The following is an 18,471-nucleotide window of genomic DNA, read 5'->3' as shown; positions in this document are numbered from 1 at the left end:
AGGGTTGGCCAGACAGGATTGGGATTCATGGAAGATACCTTAGCGGTCCGCAGGGTGGACCGGCTCGGCGTGGTTCTGGTGGCCGGCGGCATCGCGGCGACAGCACTGATGCCCTTCATCTACGTGAAGGCAAACCGCATCGCCGCCGGCAAGCCGATGCTGCTGATGCAGCTTCTTCCCCAGTCTTCCGTCATCATCCTGACCGTGCTTCTCCTTCTCACCGCCTTCGCCACGCTGTTCCTACGCCATGCGATCGTGCGGCTTGTCATCGCCACACTCTGCCTTGCGGCGCTGATCGTTGCGATCGGCCTCGTCTCGGCCGCGGCAACGCCGCCCGGCAGCACGGTGGCGCGCATGACGCCCGGCGGCGGCTTCTGGGTGCTGTTTGCCGTGATCGGCCTCGTCATATCCGATGCGCTGGTGAAGATCCGGCTGGCGCCCTGGATGCGGGTCGCAGCCCTTGCCGCCTATACGGCGCTGCTCTTCATCTCGCTCTCCTCCGGCCTGCTCGACAGCCTTTCGATCATGAAGGAATTCTCGACGCGGGCCCCGCAATTCGAGACCGAAGCGATCTCGCATCTGCTCTTGGCGTTCGGCTCGCTTGCCATCGCCATTGTTCTCGGCCTGCCGCTCGGCATCCTCTGCTTTTGGGTGCCGAAGCTGCGAGCCATCGTACTGCAGGGCCTCAGCCTCATTCAGACGATCCCGAGTCTGGCACTCTTCGGTCTGTTGATGCTGCCGCTCGGTTATCTCGCCACGCATGTGCCGCTCGCCGCCGCGATCGGCATTCGCGGCATCGGCACGGCGCCTGCCTTGATTGCGCTTGTGCTCTATTCGCTGCTGCCGATCGTCGCCAACACCGTCGTCGGCCTTCAGGGCGTCGATCCCTCGGTGCGGGACGCCGCGGCCGGCATGGGGCTGACACGCTGGCAGATCCTTGTTGGAATCGACATGCCGCTCGCCTTTCCCGTTATCCTCACCGGTATCCGCATCGTGCTGGTGCAGGCGATCGGCATGGTGACGATCGCCGCACTGATCGGCGGCGGCGGCTTCGGCATCTTCATCTTCCAGGGGCTCGGCCAGACGGCCATGGACCTCGTCCTGCTCGGCGCCGTGCCGACCGTCTTCTTCGCCTTCTCATCGGCCGTCATCCTCGATGCGGTCATCGAAAGCATCCGGGGATCTGCCGCATGACTATGATCGAGATCAGGAACGTCACCAAGCGCTATGGCGCGGCCACCGTCGTCGACGACGTCTCCATGCGCGTCGAGAAGGGCGAGATTACCGTCATCGTCGGCACGTCTGGCTCCGGCAAATCGACGCTGATGCGGATGATCAACCGGCTGGTGCCGATCACCGAGGGTGAGATCTTCGTCCGCGGACAGAATGTGATGGACGTGCCGGTGACCGAGCTTCGCCGCAAGATCGGCTATGCCATCCAGGGGCACGGCCTCTTTCCGCACCGGACCGTGGCGCAGAATATCGCCACCGTGCCGCAGCTTCTCGATTGGGATTCCGCCCGCATCGCCAAACGCGTCGAGGAATTGCTCGGGCTTTTCAACCTCGATCCGGCAAGCTTTGCGGACAAATATCCGCATCAGCTCTCCGGCGGCCAGCAGCAGCGCGTCGGCGTCGCCCGGGCACTGGCGGCCGAACCGGAGCTGCTTTTGATGGACGAGCCCTTCGGCGCGCTCGATCCCGTCATCCGCGGCAAGGCGCAGGACGACCTGTTGGCGATCCAGAAGCAGTTCGGCACAACGGTCATCCTCGTCACCCATGACATGGATGAGGCCTTCCATCTCGGCAACCAGATCGCGGTGATGAGCGAGGGCAGATTGCTGCAATGCTCGACGCCGGAAAAGATCCTCACCGAACCCGCCGATCCCTTCGTGCAGCAATTGACCGGCACCTCCGACCGGGCGCTGAAGCTGATGTCGCTGCTGCCGCTGAAGGAAAGCATGGAGCCGGCCAAGAGCGGTCTCGCTTATGCCCTGCCGCAATCGCTCAGTCTCCGCGACGCGCTGGCCGAAATGATCTGGCAGGGGGTCGACGAGGCGGCGGTGCAGGATGGCGAGAAGGCGCCGGTTGGCTCGATCTCGATGACGCGGCTGCTCGAACTGGGCCGCAAGGCATGAAGCTCGTCGTCGCCAATCTCTTCCGCCTGGCGGCGCTCGCCCTGCTGCTCATCCTGCTGTTCAGGACGGAGTGGCTTTCCTTCCTGCTGGTGCCGCTGACCAGCAACAATGCGCCTGCCGTCTATACGCAGAACAGCCTTGCTTCGCTGGCTGGCGGCCATCTGCAACTGGTGATCGGCTCGATCGTCTGCAGCGCTGTGCTTGCCGTTATCGGGGGCATCTTCGTGACGCGGGAAAGCGGGGCTGACTTCCTGCCGCTGTCGCGCGCCATCGCTAATGCCGGGCAGACCTTTCCGCCGGTCGCGGTGCTGGCGCTCGCGGTTCCCGCCACCGGTTTCGGCGCCATGCCGACGCTGATCGCGCTCTTTCTCTACGGCCTGCTGCCGATCTTCGAAAACACCGTCGCCGGGCTGAAACAGGTTTCGCCGCAGGTTCTCGATGCTGCCGACGGCATGGGCATGAACGGCACGCAGCGGCTGTTGCGCGTCGAGCTGCCGCTTGCGCTGCCGCTGATCCTCGAAGGGCTGAAGGTCGCGACCGTGATCAATATCGGCACGGCGACGATCGGCTCGACGGTTGCGGCCAAGGGTCTCGGCGAAGTCATCATTGCCGGGCTGATCTCCGACAATACCGCCTTCATCCTGCAGGGCGGCCTGATCGTCGGCCTGATGGCGGTGCTGATCTATGACGCCATGGGTCTCGTCGAAGCGGCGATTACGCGAAGAATCGGCTTGCGCGCGGCGTAAAAGGACGGGTACCAAGGCTGCGGTGATCGGCACATTGGGAGGCAGACTTGGCGAAGATGATCCACTCCATGATCCGCGTTCTCGATGAGGCGCGCTCAGTCGAATTCTACGAGAGGGCATTCGGCCTTTCGGTCGCCGACCGCGTCGATTTCGAAACCTTCACGCTGATTTACATGAGCAATGCCGAGACCGGCTTCGAGCTGGAACTGACCGTCAACAAGGGCCGGACTGCGCCTTACGATCCGGGCAATGCCTATGGCCATCTCGCCGTCTCCGTCGAAGAGGTGGCGGTCGAGCGCGAGCGGCTGTCGAAGCTCGGGCTAAAGCCGGGTGAACTGGTGGAGCTCAACCGCGACGGCAAGCTCTTCGGCCTGTTCTTCTTCATCAGCGATCCCGATGGCTATAAGATCGAGGTCCTGCAGCGCCACGGCCGGTTTCTCTGAGGCATCGAACGCCGAACCACCGATACATTCCACACCACAGATAATCCCACAGCTTCAAGCGGCATGCATCAGGAGCCCGCCATGATCGAAAAGACTGCGCTCAATTCTGGCTGGACGCTCTCCTGTAACGATACAGCCAGGCTTAGCCTGCCGGCTACCATTCCCGCGACGGTGCCGGGCTGCGTGCATCTCGACCTTCTCGCCAACCGGCTGATCCCCGATCCCTATATCGACGTCAACGAGATTACCAACGACTGGATCGGCAAGACCGACTGGACCTATCGCTGCAGCTTCGAGGCGATCCCTGACGATGCCAGGGTGCAGGAACTGGTCTTCGACGGGCTCGATACGATCGCGGTGATCTCCCTCAACGGCGAAGAGATCGGCCGCACCTTCAACATGCACCGCAGCTATCGTTTCGATGTTTCCCGGCTCCTGAAGACTGGCCAGAACGAACTCACCGTCACCTTCCGCTCGGCTTACGCCTATGGTGCGGAGATGGAAAAACATTACGGCTACCGTCCCAACAACTATCCGGGCCCGGGCAATCTGATGCGCAAGATGGCCTGCAATTTCGGCTGGGACTGGGGCCCGACACTGGTGACGGCAGGCCTCTGGAAGCCTGTTCGGCTGGAAAGCTGGAATCGGGCGCGGCTTGCCGAGACGCGGGTATCGGCAATACTTGCCGGTGGCGATGGGCTGGTGACGGTTCATGCCCGGCTGGCGCGGCATGGCGACAAGACGCCGTTGAGGCTCGTCGCCGCAATAGGTGGCGCGACTAAGACGGTGACCATTGCCGCCGGTGAAGACACGGTTTCCTTCGAGCTTACCCTCCCCTCGCCACAGCTCTGGTGGCCGCACCATCTCGGCGCACAGCCGCTCTATCCGCTGACGCTCAGGCTGGTCGACGAGGCCAGCGACGATGTGCTCGACAGCTATCAACGCGAACTCGGTTTCCGCTCGCTGCGGCTCGATACTTCGGCCGACGAACACGGTTCGGCCTTTACCTTCGTCATCAACGACGTACCGCTGTTCATCTGCGGGGCGAACTGGATTCCAGACGATTGTTTTCCCCCGCGGGTCACGGCCGAGCGTTACGCCGCGCGGATCGGGGAGGCAAAGGCCGCCAATATTCATATGCTGCGCGTCTGGGGCGGTGGCATCTTCGAGGCCGACGAGTTCTATGAGGCCTGCGACCGCGCCGGCATGCTGGTCTGGCAGGATTTCCTCTTTGCCTGCGCCGCCTATCCCGAGGAAGAGCCGCTCAGAAGCGAGGTCGAGGCGGAGGTGCGCGACAATGTCGTGCGGCTGATGCCGCATGCCTCGCTCGTCCTCTGGAACGGCAACAACGAGAACATCTGGGGCTTCGACGAATGGGGCTGGCGGCCGATCATCAAGGCGGGCGAGAGCTGGGGGCTCGGCTATTATCTCGACCTACTGCCGAAACTCTGCGCCGAACTCGATCCGGACCGGCCCTATTATCCCGGCAGTCCCTATTCCAGCTCGATGGAGATCGAACCCAATGCCGACGAACATGGCTGCAAACATATCTGGGACGTGTGGAACGATGTCGGCTACGAGGTCTACCGCAATTATATCCCGCGCTTCTGCTCCGAATTCGGCTGGCAGGCGCCGGCCGCCTGGGCGACGATCGAAGAAAGCGTGCACGACGCGCCGCTGACACCGCAATCGAACGGCGTCTTCCACCATCAGAAGGCAACTGATGGTAATGACAAGCTGATCCGCGGCCTGTCCGGCCATCTGCCGGAACCCAAGACGATGGACGACTGGCACTTCGCCACCCAGCTCAACCAGGCGCGCGCCATCCGTTTCGGAGTCGAGCACATGCGCTCGCATCGCAATATCTGCAAGGGTGCTGTGGTCTGGCAGTTCAACGATTGCTGGCCGGTGACCTCCTGGGCGGCACTCGATTCGGCCGGGCGCCGCAAACCGCTCTGGTATGCGCTGAAGGCGGCCTATGATCCGCGCCTGCTGACGATCCAGCCGCGCGGCGGCGGGCTTGCCGCAATTGCCGTCAATGAACGAACGCTGTTCTGGCGGGCGAAGATCAGCGGCAGACGCATGACGCTCGACGGCACCGTGCTTGCCGAATTCGAATTCTGGCGCCTGCTCTGCGACCGCTTCGAGGCAAAGGAATTTCCACTACCCGAAGAGATCGTCACCCCCGACTTACCGAAGGACGAGGTCATCGTCGTGCAGATGCTGGACAGGCGGGCCTTGCATTATTTCGTCGAGGATATCGAGCTCAACCTTCAGGCGCCGCGGCTGACTGTCGATGTCGTCGGGATCGACGGCGGGTACGAGGTCAAGGTGACGGCGCAAAACTTCCTCAAGGATCTCTGCCTGATGGCCGACCGGCTGGATCCGGAGGCCGTCGTCGACACAATGCTGGTGACGCTGCTACCGGGCGAGAGCCATGTGTTTACTGTGAGGACGGCAAGGACGATTGAAGCAGGTGACATCACCGTCGGCACCGTGCTGCGCTCGGCCAATGATCTTGTTGCAGGGGACTAAAGAGGTCTCGCATCCGGGCTGTGTCGGCTTCCCGGTTGAAAAGGTGGAGCCGCTGTGTCCTCTACCTCCCTCATTCCTGTGCTCGTCACAGGAATCCAGCCACCGCGTGTCCGCGCGGTGAATTGACCCGATACCTCAAGCGAAAAAGTCTTCCGCGCCCAAGGACTTGGACGCACTGGATTCCTGTGACAAGCACAGGAATGAGGGTGAGCAAGCATCTGCCGGATCGAGTGCCCAATGACCTCGGGTAAGAGCGAAGCTCGTCGCCAAACACCAAAAAGGCCCCGCATCCGCGGGACCCTTCCAGCTCGGTCTATCGGACGACGTTACATCCAGTAGGGCGGCACGCCGTAGTAGTCATAGACCCGGCGGCCATTGTCGTTGTACCAGGTGTCGTCATCGTCCGAATAGCTCGGGGCGCCTTCGATCTGCTCCTTGGTCAGGTCGATGCGATAGCCATCCAGCTGGGTGTCATAGTTCAGCTTTTCCCAGGGAAGCGGATAGTGATCGTCGCCGATGCCCAGGAAGCCGCCGAAGCTCAGCACGGCATAGGCGACGCGGCCGTCGCGCTTTCCGATGATCAGGCGTTCAATCGAGCCGATATGCCTACCGTCGGCACCATAGACGCGGGTACCTTCGACACGGTCGCTGGCGATCAGCGACGGTGTATCCTTGACATTCGGGTCGCGGCGGTTGGCGTCGGTATCCTGGTTCAACATTGTGTACCTCCTTCTTGGTGTTCCTCATGATGAGTGTGCAGGATCAACGCCATGGCGGACTCAAAGTTCCCACTCTCCCCAAGATCGCGCGACATCGGAATGTTGACGTTTACGTCAAGGTTAGTATAGCGTCATTCGGCTTGAACCGTTCAGGCAATGGCATAAGCTGCCGGACTGGAAGATGGAGGACTCTTCCAGTCAGTTGCCGGCTCGGCGCCGGCGGTGACAGCAAGGGAGAGAGGACAAAGATGAACAGCATTTCCGTCCATCCGAACGGAGCCAAGCCCGACAAACCGTGGCTTGCCAGCTATCCCGATATCGTTCCGGCAGAGATTCCGCCGCTGGAATATGCCTCGCTTGCCGAACTGCTCGAAAAATCCTGCGCCCGTTACGCCGACCGGACCGCCTTTTCCAGCATGGGCAAGACGATGCGTTACCGCGAGCTGGAGAGCCAGACGCGCAAACTCGCCGCCTGGCTGCAAAGCACCGGCCTTCAGAAGGGCGACCGCGTTGCCGTGATGATGCCGAACGTGCTGCAGAACCCGATCGCGACCTATGCCATCCTGCGCGCCGGCCTCGTGGTGGTGAACGTCAACCCGCTCTATACGCCGCGCGAGCTCGAACACCAGTTGCGGGATTCCGGCGCCAAGGCGATCTTCGTGCTGGAGAATTTTGCCCGCACCGTCGAGCAGGTCCTCAACAAGACCGACCTTCGCCATGTCGTCGTCACCTCGCTCGGAGAAATGCTGGGACCGAAGGGGCTGATCGTCAATTTCGTCGTGCGCAAGGTGAAGAAGCTCGTTCCCTCCTGGTCGATCCCTCAGCACAAGAGCTTCGGCCAGGTGCTGCGCGAAGGTGCGGGAAAAGAGCTCCAGCCGCTTACGCTTGTTGGCAGCGATATCGCCTTCCTGCAATATACCGGCGGCACGACGGGCGTTGCCAAGGGCGCGGTGCTGACGCATGAGAACCTGCTCGCCAACAAGGCGCAGCTGTCACTTTGGCTGCGATCGGCCTTCGAGCGCAAGAAAGAGCCGGAGGTGCTGAATTTCCTCTGCGCCCTGCCGCTCTACCACATCTTTGCGCTGACGGTGAATTCGCTGATGGGCATGTCGCTTGGCGCCCACAATATCCTGATCGCCAATCCGCGCGACATTCCCGGTCTCGTCAAGGAATTCGAAAAATCGAAGGTGCATATCTTCCCCGGCCTCAATACGCTGTTCAATGCGCTGATGAACAATGCCGATTTTGCCAAGCTCGATTTTTCCTCGCTGATCATGTCGCTCGGCGGCGGCATGGCCGTCCAGCGCCCGGTCGCAGACCGCTGGCTGAAGATGACGGGTACAGCGGTGACGGAGGGTTACGGCCTTTCCGAGACATCGCCTGTTGCCACCGCCAACCGCTTCGATTCGCCGGAGTTCACCGGCTCGATCGGGCTGCCGCTTCCCTCCACCGACCTCGATATCCGTGACGAGGAAGGCAATTCGCTGCCGCTCGGCGACGTCGGCGAGATCTGCATCCGCGGGCCGCAGGTGATGGCCGGCTACTGGCAGAAGCCGGAGGAGACGGCACGAGTGATGACCGACGACGGCTACTTCCGCTCGGGCGACATGGGTTTCATGGACGATCGCGGCTATACCAAGATCGTCGACCGCAAGAAGGACATGATCCTGGTCTCCGGCTTCAACGTCTATCCGAACGAGATCGAGGAAGTCGCCGCCATGCATGCCGGCATCCTCGAAGCCGCGGCCATCGGCGTGCCGGACGGACATTCGGGTGAGGCGGTGAAGCTCTTCGTCGTCAGGAAGGATCCGAACCTGACGGAAGCCGAAGTGAAAGCCCATTGCATCGCCAACCTCACCAACTACAAACGCCCGCGCTTCATCGAATTCCGCACCGAGCTGCCGAAGTCGCCGGTCGGCAAGATCCTGCGCAAGGACCTGCGCGGCTGAATTGGCAAATTCAAAGTGTTACAGCGTCCTTGGCACGTCTTTCGGACGCGCGGCGCTGTCATGAAATTGACAGCCATCCGCTTGCCGCGGGTGGCTTTTTTCTATTTCGGCAGGTGGCTGAACTTGATTTGCGGGTGAGAAAGCGAATAGTTTCCGCAACCTTTCCGCCTCCAAAGGAGCCTCCCATGAACGCCATCGTCGAACAGCTGAAAAGCACCGCTGATGCCACCAAGGCAACCGATATCCGTGCCGCCTTCGCCGCCGATTCGCAGCGCTTTTCGCGCTTTTCCGTCGCGCTTGACGACCTGCTGATGGATTTTTCCAAGACGGCGGTGAATGACGACATCCTCAAGCTCTTGGTGAAGCTCGCCGAAGAAGGCGGTGTCGAGACGAAGCGCGAGGAAATGTTCTCCGGCAAGGCGATCAATTTCACCGAGGATCGCGCCGTTCTGCACACCGCATTGCGCAACCGTTCCAACACGCCGGTTCTGGTCGAAGGCAAGGACGTCATGCCCGACGTCAATGCGGTGCTTGCCGCCATGGGCAAGTTTGCCGACGACGTCCGCTCCGGCACGCTGAAGGGTGCGACCGGCAAGGCGATCACCGATGTCATCAATATCGGCATCGGCGGCTCGGATCTCGGGCCAGTGATGGCGACGCTGGCGCTTGCCCCCTTCCATGACGGTCCGCGCGCGCATTTCGTCTCCAATATCGACGGCGCCCATATCGCCGATATCCTCAAGCTGGTGCAGCCGGAGACGACGCTGTTCATCGTCGCCTCGAAGACCTTCACCACCGTCGAGACGATGACCAATGCGCAGACGGCGCGCAACTTCATCGCCAAGGCGCTCGGCGAAGCCGCCGTCCAGCACCACTTCGCCGCCGTCTCGACGGCGCTCGACAAGGTCGCCGCCTTCGGCATCGACAGCGCCCGCGTCTTCGGCTTCTGGGACTGGGTCGGCGGCCGTTACTCGATCTGGTCGGCGATCGGCCTGCCGCTGATGATCGCCGTCGGCCCTGAGAATTTCGGCAAGTTCCTCGACGGCGCCCATGCCGTCGACAATCATTTCCGTAAGGCACCGATTACCGAAAACCTGCCGATGCTGCTCGGCCTGATCGGCTTCTACCATCGCAACGTGCTCGGCTACCCCACCCGCGCCATCCTGCCCTACGACCAGCGCCTGTCGCGTTTCCCGGCCTATCTGCAGCAGCTCGACATGGAATCGAACGGCAAGGGCGTCACCATCGACGGCACGCCGGTCGAAGGCAATTCCGGCCCGGTCGTCTGGGGCGAACCCGGCACCAACGGCCAGCACGCCTTCTACCAGCTCATCCATCAGGGCACGAGCATCATCCCGGCCGAATTCATGATCGCCGCCAACGCCTTCGAGCCGGAGCTGCGCCACCAGCACCAGCTCTTGATCTCCAACGTTCTCGCCCAGTCGGAAGCGCTGATGAAGGGGCGTACCTTCGCAGAAGCCAAGAAGCAGCTGACCGACAAGGGCATGGACGACAAAAAGGCCGATTTCATCGCGCCGCACCGGGTCTTTACCGGCAACCGGCCGTCGATCACCTTCGTCTACGACAAGCTGACGCCCTATGCGCTCGGCCGTTTGATCGCGCTTTACGAACACCGCGTCTTCGTTGAAGGCGTGCTCTTCCGCATCAACTCCTTCGACCAGTGGGGCGTCGAGCTCGGCAAGGAACTGGCGACGGGCCTGCTGCCGGTCGTCGAAGGCAAGGAGAGTGCCGCATCGCACGACTCCTCGACGCAGGGCCTGGTTGCGGCACTGGCGAAGCTTGCGAAGTAAGTATTGAGGGTGCGAGAGGCCGGTGGAAACGGCAAGGTTGCCGCGAAATCCCTTCTCCCCTCAGGGAGAAGGTGCCGGCAGGCGGATGAGGGGGCCTTACGGCACAACCCTTGCGTAAAAAACTATTCCGCAATGCCGTGCCTCAACGCCCTGAACACGGTCGAGACGATTCCAGCGCGGCCGAACCGCCAACATCGTCATTGCGGCCGCAAACGACGCACTGATATCAGCGGGCGCGGTGCATCCGCACGATGGGCTTCGTCATGCGAAACCGGATTGAACGTTCTCCTAATCAAAAATTGTAGAATGAATTCTTTCAATTCGTTGGAATCGCCCTAGATTCAAGCAAAATCTGTGCAGAAAATGCTCCGTTCGTTGCTCCCCTTTGGCCGCTCGCGTCCGGGTCGGCTCGTCGATGTCGGCGCCTTCACTGCATGGTCCCTGCCCAAGTTCAGGAGATGTCTCAAGTCGCTCGTCACACAGCGTTTTCATGTCCCATCTTCACCAAAGGAAGCTCATGAGCCGTCTTGTCGTCGTTTCAAATCGTGTTCCCATGCCCGCCAAAGATGGGAGCGCCGCCGCCGGCGGCCTGGCCGTCGCGCTGCAGGCAGCCCTGCAGGAGCGTGGCGGCATCTGGATGGGATGGTCGGGAGAATCGAGCGGGGACAGGGAACCTGGCCCGTTGTCGCAGCTGCAGAAGGGCAACATCACCTATGCGCTGACCGATCTCACCGACACCGACGTCGAGGAATATTATCGCGGCTTCGCAAACCGCGTTCTCTGGCCCATCTGCCATTATCGGCTGGACCTCGCCGAATATGGCCGGAAGGAAATGGCCGGCTATTTCCGCGTCAACCGCTTCTTCGCACACAGGTTGGCGCCGATGATCGAGCCGGACGACATCATCTGGGTTCATGATTACCACCTCATTCCGCTGGCGGCCGAACTGCGCCAAATGGGGCTGAAGAACCGGATCGGCTTCTTCCTGCACATTCCCTGGCCGCCAGCCGACATTCTCGTCACGATGCCCGTTCATGAAGAAATCATGCGCGGGCTCTCGCATTACGATCTCGTCGGCTTCCAGACCGACTACGACCTCCAGAACTTTGCCGGGTATCTCAAAAGGGAGGGAATTGGCGACGACCTCGGAAATGGATTGTTCGATTCCCATGGGCGGATATTCAAGGCCGGCGCCTATCCGATCGGGATCGAAACTGCAGGTTTTGCTGAGTTCGCCGAGAGAGCCGCAAACAATATCATGGTACAGAAGACCCGGCGCAGCATTGAAGGCCGGGACATGATCATCGGGGTCGACCGCCTCGATTATTCGAAGGGCATCATTCAGCGGCTGGAAGCGTTCGAACGCTTCCTCACCAGCAACCCTGGCTACCAGAACAAGGTCACCTATCTGCAGGTCACGCCGAAGTCGCGATCGGAAGTTCCCGAATACGAGCATATGCAGAAGATGGTCGCCGAACAGGCCGGCCGCGTGAACGGTGCCATTGGAACGGTCGACTGGGTCCCGATCCGCTATGTCAACCGATCGATCAGCCGCAACGTGCTTGCCGGCCTCTACAGGCTGGCGACGATCGGGCTGGTCACGCCGTTGCGCGACGGCATGAACCTCGTCGCCAAGGAATATGTCGCCGCCCAGGATCCCGATCGCCCAGGCGTATTGGTGCTATCGCGCTTCGCCGGCGCGGCTCGCGAATTGAAGGGTGCGCTGCTGGTCAATCCTTACGATATCGAAGGCACTGCCAATGCCATCGCCCGGGGCCTTTCCATGTCGCTGGAGGAGCGTCGCGACCGCTGGAGCATGACGATGGAGCATCTGCTGTCTCACGACGTCTCACTTTGGTGCAAAAACTTCCTGCGGGATCTGGTGCCTGCTCCCGAGCTTCGTTCGGAGCGTGACCCCGGATAGTCTCCTGATCGATCGACGTCGACTGGTCCTTCGGACCCGAGAAGGAAGAGGGAGTCGAGACGTAGCGGCAAGGAGGAGGTACTTACGGGCAAGATTCCGCGCGACCTGCTGCGTGATGTGGCGGATGACTGTCACCCGCCGTTTCAGTTGCGTTGACGCGTCTCAACCCTCGCCTTGGCACGATCGTGTGTGGCAGCTTGATCGCCGAAGCCAGACCGAGCTTTGCCAGCAGCCCGATGAAATACCAACCGAGATCCAGCTGCCCCGGCTCGATGCCGAGCCGCGCCGAATCCGGAAAGGCGTGATGGTTGCCATGGAAGCTCTCGCCAAAGGTCACCAGCCCGAAACGCGGCAGGTTATAGCCCTGCACCGCGACATCATCGACACTCCAGCCCTGATGGCCGCTCCGATGCGCGAAATGACCAACCAGCCAGTGTCCGGTCAGCGACACCGATATCCGCACGGCAACACCACAGACCACCCATGGCAGTCCGCCGAGCGCAAAGAGCGCGAGCCCCAAGGGGATCTGCTGCGCCATCCATGTCGCCTCCAGGAAACGATAGAAGCGGTCGCGCCGCTCGCGCTCTTCGAGGACGAAACGCGGTGGATGGTCCAGCGCCACAATGCAATGCATCTGCCAGAAGGCATCGATGAAGAAAGACCGCCGATGGGCATAGAGGTCATGGCAGTCTCGCTGCCGTTGCGCCCAGTCGCGAATGTCGTGCGCGTAGATCATACCGAAGGGGCCGGCCATGCCGACCAGCGTACCGAGATAGACGAGAAAGTGCTCGATCCAGATATGAGTGCTGAATGAGCGATGGATCAGCAGCCGGTGCATACCGACCGAATGACCAAGGCAGATCGTGATGGCGGTCAAGAGGATAAAGACGGCAAAGGCGCTCCAGGTGAAGGCCAGCGGGCCACCAATGACGGCAATCAAGGTCATGGCGGTGATCCAGATCGACTTTGCGGGCATCCAGGCCACTCTGCCCTTCACCGGATCGCTGCTGTTGTCGATCATTCGTCCAGTGGAAATACTGCTCATGGCAAACTCCTTCCCGTCGGGTGCATTCTCCTCTTGAACATCACCCACCAATTCATTAATTAAGCAATTACCTAACTACTTTGCACGAACGGAAACAATTAAGCAATGCATTAATTGCTTAATTGACCAATGGATCGATGCGATGATGCCGCAGGCACGGAGACCGGACTTGGACGAAGAGACTTTCGATGACACCGTAGAAGGCCGCTCCGTCAGCGCCGCCCAGCGAGTATTCCACGCGCTTTCCAGTGCGCCGCGCCGGAAGATCCTCGCCTATCTCTCGGCATCGGGTCTGACCGCTGGCGAGATCGCTGACCGCTTCAGCATGTCCAAGCCAGCCGTTTCGCAGCATCTTTCCATTCTCGAAGCTGCGGGTCTGATCAGACGAGAGAAACAGGGCCAGTTCGTCCACTATTCCCTGATCGAGAACAATCTCGTCAACACGCTCAACGGCTTCGTGCAGGAGGTCTGCCCGGTCGGTCGACCGATCAAGAAGGAAAGCCAGGCGCGGACCCGCGCGAAAGAGTAGGCTTGAGCACAGGATGTCAAGACGATGCCGGCGCGGTCGAAGCTCGCATGGGTATTGTTGGAAAGACCGGCTTCGCCGGCCCCCTCATCCGCCCTACGGGCACCTTTGCCAGGGTTGAGCCACCGGTCTCAACCCGTCCTTCGGACCCCCGCTGGGGAGAAGAGGGAATCGAGATGTTGCGGCAAGTCTCTTCTCCCCTCGGGGAGAAGGTGCCGGCAGGCGGATGAAGGGGCCGCACGGTACACCCTTCCCATATTGACGTGTCTCGCGCCGCCAGCGGCAAGCGCGAGGGGCAGAGGCTGGCTCGACCGTTAAAGCCCAATCTCGCGCGCCCAGGGTGGATTGGCGCCGGCGCGGGAGACGGTAATGGCGGCGGCTTTGGCGCCGAGGGTCAGGGCATTGCGCAGCGCCTGCTCATCCAGCGAGGCGACTTGGCGCTTGGTCAGCAGATTGTCCATCTTCAGCGAAGCCAGGATGCCGGCATCGAAGGTATCGCCGGCGCCGACCGTGTCGACGACGGTGACGCGCTCGCTCGGCACCGTTACCTTGCGATCCCTGGTATAACCGGAGGCGCCTTCCGCGCCCTTGGTGATGACGACGAGCTTGGCGCCGTGGTTCAGCCAATGGGCGGCGAGCGTATCGTGATCGCCCTGCAGGCCGAACCATTCGAGATCCTCGTCGGAGAATTTGACGATGTCGGATTTGCCGGCCATGCGCTTGATGCGGGCCATATGCGACGGCTTGTCCTTGATGAAACCGGGACGGATATTCGGATCGAGCGAGATGACGCGGTGAGCTGCTTCGCGGTCGAGCAGGGCTTCATAGGTTTCGCCGCAGGGGCTGGGGATCAGGCTGATCGCGCCGAAATGCAGCGCTTCGCAATCATCGCCGAGAATCGGCAGGTCGGCCGTAGTGATCATCCGGCCGGCAGTGCCCTCGTCGTAGAAGGCATAGGTCGCCTGGCCGTTCACCAGCTTGACGAAGGCGATGGTCGAGGGACGCGGAGTGATGGCGCATGGGCTGTAATCGACATTGCTCGCCTTCAGCGTCTCCAGCAGGATTTCGCCCATCATGTCGTCGGCAATGCCGGTGAAGAAGGCCGTCGGGATGCCGAGGCGGCCGAGCGCGATGGCGGTGTTGAAGATCGCGCCGCCGGCATAGGGGGCAAAGCCCTTTTCGCCGAGGGTGGTATCTCTCGGCAGCATGTCGATCAAGGCTTCGCCGCAGCACAAAATCATCGTATTCCTCCCAACAGGACTTCCACGTTCATCAACCGATTAAGCGAGCTTTTGTCAACTAGCTAGAGCGAAAGCTCACTAACCCCACCATTCCTTCCCGACCAGGCCAGCGGCGCATCGAGGAAGGCCTCGACCTCCGACAGCGTCTTGTCGTCGAAGAGCTTCTGCGCTTTGGCGACGGCCAGAACATTCCGCCAGGTGGCGATGTGATGCAGCCGGACCTTGCCGTCGGCAAAGCGTTGTTCGCCGAAGATGCCGTAGAAGAAGAGCGCGATGCCGTGATCGACGATGCCGCCGGCGGCACGGATGGCATCGATGAACTTGAACATGCTGCCGCCTGCTGTCGTCAGGTCTTCGATGACCAGCACCCTCGACCCTTCCGGCATATTGCCTTCGATCTGGGCGTTGCGGCCATGGCCCTTCGGCTGCTTGCGGACATAGATCATCGGCAGGCCGAGACGATCGGCCAGCAGGGCGGCGAAGGGAATGCCGGCGGTCTCGCCGCCGGCGATGCAATCGAACTGCTCGAAGCCGGCATCGCGCAGCAGGGTGCTGGCGGCGAAATCCATCACCGTCGAACGGATGCGCGGGAAGGAGAGCAGCTTGCGGCAATCGATATAAACAGGGCTCGCCATGCCGGAAGAGAGTTTATAGGGCTGGGCGGCATTGAAATGCACCGCCTTGATCTCCCAAAGCATCTTGGCCAGCAATTCGGCCATCACGGCGCGGTCGGGAAATGTGGTCTGGATCATGCGGCTCTCCTTTGGCTTGGATCCTTGCGGGAATAGCAGCAAGAGCCCGCCGTTTCCAGACGAAAGGCGGGGCTATTGCTGCAGCAGGCGGCCGATATCAACGATCTGCATCTTCTTGAACAAGGCGACTGCCTGAGCGCCCTCTTCCGCATCCAGCGACACGGCATAACGCACGGCGGCAGCAAGCAGCTGCATCGTCAGCCGGGCGATCGCGAGCAGTTCCTTCCGGTCGCGATCCGGCCATAGGCGGATAAGGACCGCGAGAAATGCCTGGGCATGGAATTCCATGTCCTCGGCATCGACCTGTTGCAGCAGCTTGTCGGTATGCGTCGCATGCCAGATGTCGCGCATGACGGGCTCGCGGCGGAAGAAGGCGTAATATTCGTCGACGATATTGGCGAGTGCGCCCTGCAGGGCCGCAGCGTCGGTCACCTTCGCCAGTTCCTCTTCGACGCACCGCCTGCCCTCTTCGTTGAAGCGCTCAGCCAATGTGCGGATGATTGAGGTCTTGTCCGGGAAATATTGGTAGAGGGCGCCGAAGGAGAGACCGGCTTTCTCGACAATCTCGCTCATCTTCAGGCCGTCGCTGCCATGGCTCTCGATCAACTGCGAGGCAACGGCGAGGATCTTTTCGAAGCGCTCGCGGCCGCGCTGCTGGCTGGGGATGCGGCGCAGCTGGCCGGTGGACTCCTGCTGACGCCTGCGCGTCGCGACCGGCTGTTCCGACATGCTTTCTCCTTTCCACGTTGACAAACAAAATAAGAGACATTATCTCATTTTGCAAATGAGAGAGTTTCTCTTGTTTTCAAAGTTTGGGAGGAGTTTTGACATGCAGACTTCCGAAATCGTCCTCGTCGGTGGATCGGGAAAGACCGGCGGCCGCATCATCAAACGCCTTGAAGAGTGCGGCCTCACCGTCCGCGCCGCATCGCGCTCCAGCGCACGGCCGTTCGACTGGGAGGACAGGTCGACCTGGCGCGGTGCGCTTGAGGGCGCATCGAGCGCCTATGTCGCCTTCCAGCCGGATCTTGCCGTCGCCTGGGCGGCGGAAGCGATCGAAGCGCTCGCCAAGGTCGCTGTGGAATGCCGTCTCGAGCATATCGTGCTGCTTTCTGGCCGCGGAGAAGAGGGCGCACAGCGGAGCGAAGCGGCACTCAAGGCCTCCGGCATAAACACCACCATCCTGCGCGCCTCCTGGTTCTGCCAGAATTTCAGCGAGGGCGCCTTCCTGGATCAAATCCTCGCGGGCCGCCTGCAATTGCCGGCGGGCGAGATCAGCGAACCCTTTATCGATGTCGACGACATCGCCGAGGCCGCGGTCGCCGCCCTGACCGATCCCGGCCATCGCAACAGGACCTACGAACTGACCGGCCCGCGAGCGCTGACATTTCGCGAGGCGGTGGCCGAAATCGCCGCGGCCACTGGGCGGCCGATCGAATATGTGCAGGTGTCGATGGCGGATTTCACCGGCGGGCTTGCGGATGCCGGCTTGCCGCAGGGCCTGGTCGATCTTCTGGAGGAGCTCTTCGGTCAGGTGCTCGATGGGCGCAATTCCAGCGTGATGGGCGGTGTCGCCGAAATTCTAGGCCGTCCCGCCACCGATTTCAGCGAATATGCCCGCCGGACCGCGGCAACCGGACTCTGGAGCGCCTGACCATGCAGATCATTCTCATCCCCTCACTCGTTGCCGCGGCGATCGGCAGCGGCCTCGTCGCCGGCATCTTCTTCGCCTTCTCGACCTTCATCATGACCGCCTTCTCGCGCATCCCGACGGAGCAAGGCATCGCGGCGATGAACTCGATCAACGTGACGATCGTCCGCTCGCCCTTCATGGGCCTCTTCGTGCCGACGGCGATCCTCTGCCTCGTCATCGCCGTGCTCACCCTGATCGACTGGCGCGGCGGGGCATCCTTTCTGATGCTGGCGGGTGCAGGCCTCTATATCTTCGCCGCCTTCCTCTCGACCATCATCTTCAACGTGCCGATGAACGATGCGCTGGCAAAGGTCGGCGGCAACGGGACGGAAGCGGTTCAGCTCTGGACCACCTATCTCAGGGACTGGACGTGGTGGAACCATGTGCGGACCATCGCCTCGCTGCTTGCCTCGGTGGCCTTCGTGCGGGCGTTGATGATCGTCTGAGGAAGGCGGAGGCATTCAAGGAGCAGCGTGGCGGCGTGTCCTTCGAGGAGATCCTGCGGATCGCGCCTTGGATGAGGCAAATTGGAGGGGCGCAGCTTCGCTCCCGCTTCGGTCACCGGCTCCGGAAAGCGCGCCAGGCGGAGATCACGGCGAGCAGCAAGAACAAGCCTGCCAAACCAGCCCACAGAGAACCGCCTTGCGTCAGGTTGTCACCCTCGGGAGTGAGGCAGCTGGATAAGGCTTGCGATATGCAATCTCGGAACTTCCAGTACCTTTCATAGAACAGCCATCCGAAAAAAATCGACAGAAGCGTTAAGACGAAGACTGGAAGGTATTTCATTTTGCTCCTCTCGGCAGGCATGCCCGCGACCCCATGGCTCCGGCGTTGCGTCCTTGTCTAGACTGGATAGCTATGGCTAGCGCCAAGAATGACGGAATGCGCGGTGACGTTCCAGCCAAACTCGTCGCCGGCGCAACGGGATACGGGGAACGGAGGCGGTCACCCA

16 protein-coding genes are annotated in these 18,471 nt (G+C 61.4%); 11 read left to right on the top strand and 5 right to left on the bottom strand.

The window, feature by feature from the left end; translation table 11 throughout:
* Positions 1-27: 27 nt before the first annotated feature.
* From RWK44_RS10320 to RWK44_RS10300, 5 genes are all read left to right on the top strand, one after another.
* Complete coding sequence (locus RWK44_RS10320; RefSeq protein WP_316028753.1) at positions 28-1,194, top strand: ABC transporter permease; 1,167 nt, start codon at positions 28-30, stop codon at positions 1,192-1,194.
* Positions 1,191-2,135, top strand: coding sequence for an ABC transporter ATP-binding protein (locus RWK44_RS10315; RefSeq protein WP_316028752.1), 945 nt, complete (start codon positions 1,191-1,193; stop codon positions 2,133-2,135). The genes RWK44_RS10320 and RWK44_RS10315 overlap by 4 nt, the downstream gene beginning before the upstream one ends.
* Complete coding sequence (locus RWK44_RS10310) at positions 2,132-2,881, top strand: ABC transporter permease (protein ID WP_222382110.1); 750 nt, start codon at positions 2,132-2,134, stop codon at positions 2,879-2,881. Before RWK44_RS10315 ends, RWK44_RS10310 begins: the two co-directional genes overlap by 4 nt.
* A gap of 47 nt (positions 2,882-2,928) precedes the next feature.
* Positions 2,929-3,324 (top strand): VOC family protein, encoded by a 396-nt coding sequence (locus RWK44_RS10305; RefSeq protein WP_018484671.1) that lies wholly within the window; start codon positions 2,929-2,931, stop codon positions 3,322-3,324.
* An 81-nt stretch (positions 3,325-3,405) separates the two neighbouring features.
* Positions 3,406-5,859: a glycoside hydrolase family 2 protein gene (locus RWK44_RS10300; protein WP_222062691.1), complete on the top strand. Its 2,454-nt coding sequence runs from the start codon at positions 3,406-3,408 to the stop codon at positions 5,857-5,859.
* Between the two features lie 326 nt (positions 5,860-6,185).
* Here RWK44_RS10300 and RWK44_RS10295 read toward each other — a convergent pair whose 3' ends face one another.
* Entirely contained in the window at positions 6,186-6,578 is a 393-nt protein-coding gene (locus RWK44_RS10295) for a PRC-barrel domain-containing protein (protein ID WP_168283781.1), read from the bottom strand.
* Positions 6,579-6,826: 248 nt separating this feature from the next.
* Here RWK44_RS10295 and RWK44_RS10290 point away from each other — a divergent pair, with 248 nt between their 5' ends.
* The 3 genes from RWK44_RS10290 to otsA all read left to right on the top strand — a co-directional run bounded on the left by RWK44_RS10290 (position 6,827) and on the right by otsA (position 12,262).
* Entirely contained in the window at positions 6,827-8,527 is a 1,701-nt protein-coding gene (locus RWK44_RS10290) for a long-chain fatty acid--CoA ligase (RefSeq protein ID WP_222062694.1), read from the top strand.
* 185 nt (positions 8,528-8,712) lie between these two features.
* Positions 8,713-10,338 (top strand): glucose-6-phosphate isomerase, encoded by a 1,626-nt coding sequence (gene pgi / locus RWK44_RS10285; protein ID WP_222062696.1) that lies wholly within the window; start codon positions 8,713-8,715, stop codon positions 10,336-10,338.
* A 517-nt stretch (positions 10,339-10,855) separates the two neighbouring features.
* The gene (otsA, locus tag RWK44_RS10280; RefSeq protein ID WP_131661703.1) at positions 10,856-12,262 is read left to right on the top strand and encodes an alpha,alpha-trehalose-phosphate synthase (UDP-forming); all 1,407 of its coding nucleotides are present in this window, start codon (positions 10,856-10,858) and stop codon (positions 12,260-12,262) included.
* A gap of 82 nt (positions 12,263-12,344) precedes the next feature.
* On the opposite strand, the gene RWK44_RS10275 is transcribed toward otsA, so the two are convergent.
* Positions 12,345-13,307 (bottom strand): acyl-CoA desaturase, encoded by a 963-nt coding sequence (locus RWK44_RS10275; protein WP_316028751.1) that lies wholly within the window; start codon positions 13,305-13,307, stop codon positions 12,345-12,347.
* Positions 13,308-13,476: 169 nt separating this feature from the next.
* Here RWK44_RS10275 and RWK44_RS10270 point away from each other — a divergent pair, with 169 nt between their 5' ends.
* On the top strand, positions 13,477-13,836 hold the full coding sequence (locus RWK44_RS10270) for a metalloregulator ArsR/SmtB family transcription factor (protein ID WP_020048299.1): 360 nt from the start codon (positions 13,477-13,479) through the stop codon (positions 13,834-13,836).
* Between the two features lie 311 nt (positions 13,837-14,147).
* On the opposite strand, the gene RWK44_RS10265 is transcribed toward RWK44_RS10270, so the two are convergent.
* The 3 genes from RWK44_RS10265 to RWK44_RS10255 form a co-directional block, all read right to left on the bottom strand.
* Positions 14,148-15,074 carry a carbohydrate kinase family protein gene (locus tag RWK44_RS10265; RefSeq protein WP_316028750.1) on the bottom strand — a complete coding sequence of 309 codons (927 nt, stop codon included), beginning with the start codon at positions 15,072-15,074 and terminating at the stop codon, positions 14,148-14,150.
* Between the two features lie 62 nt (positions 15,075-15,136).
* On the bottom strand, positions 15,137-15,826 hold the full coding sequence (locus tag RWK44_RS10260) for an orotate phosphoribosyltransferase (RefSeq protein WP_003545085.1): 690 nt from the start codon (positions 15,824-15,826) through the stop codon (positions 15,137-15,139).
* A gap of 72 nt (positions 15,827-15,898) precedes the next feature.
* Positions 15,899-16,555, bottom strand: coding sequence for a TetR/AcrR family transcriptional regulator (locus RWK44_RS10255; RefSeq protein ID WP_131661706.1), 657 nt, complete (start codon positions 16,553-16,555; stop codon positions 15,899-15,901).
* Positions 16,556-16,655: 100 nt separating this feature from the next.
* Here RWK44_RS10255 and RWK44_RS10250 point away from each other — a divergent pair, with 100 nt between their 5' ends.
* Both RWK44_RS10250 and RWK44_RS10245 read left to right on the top strand, forming a co-directional pair.
* Positions 16,656-17,480, top strand: a complete 825-nt coding sequence (locus RWK44_RS10250; protein WP_131663025.1) for an NmrA family NAD(P)-binding protein — start codon at positions 16,656-16,658, stop codon at positions 17,478-17,480.
* A 2-nt stretch (positions 17,481-17,482) separates the two neighbouring features.
* The gene (locus RWK44_RS10245) at positions 17,483-17,965 is read left to right on the top strand and encodes an anthrone oxygenase family protein (protein ID WP_131639847.1); all 483 of its coding nucleotides are present in this window, start codon (positions 17,483-17,485) and stop codon (positions 17,963-17,965) included.
* Positions 17,966-18,471: the final 506 nt, after the last annotated feature.

This window comes from Rhizobium sp. 25PS6, from assembly GCF_032464655.1.
In the GTDB taxonomy this organism is placed as follows: domain Bacteria; phylum Pseudomonadota; class Alphaproteobacteria; order Rhizobiales; family Rhizobiaceae; genus Rhizobium; species Rhizobium laguerreae.
This window is presented reverse-complemented; position numbering and strand designations above follow the sequence as displayed.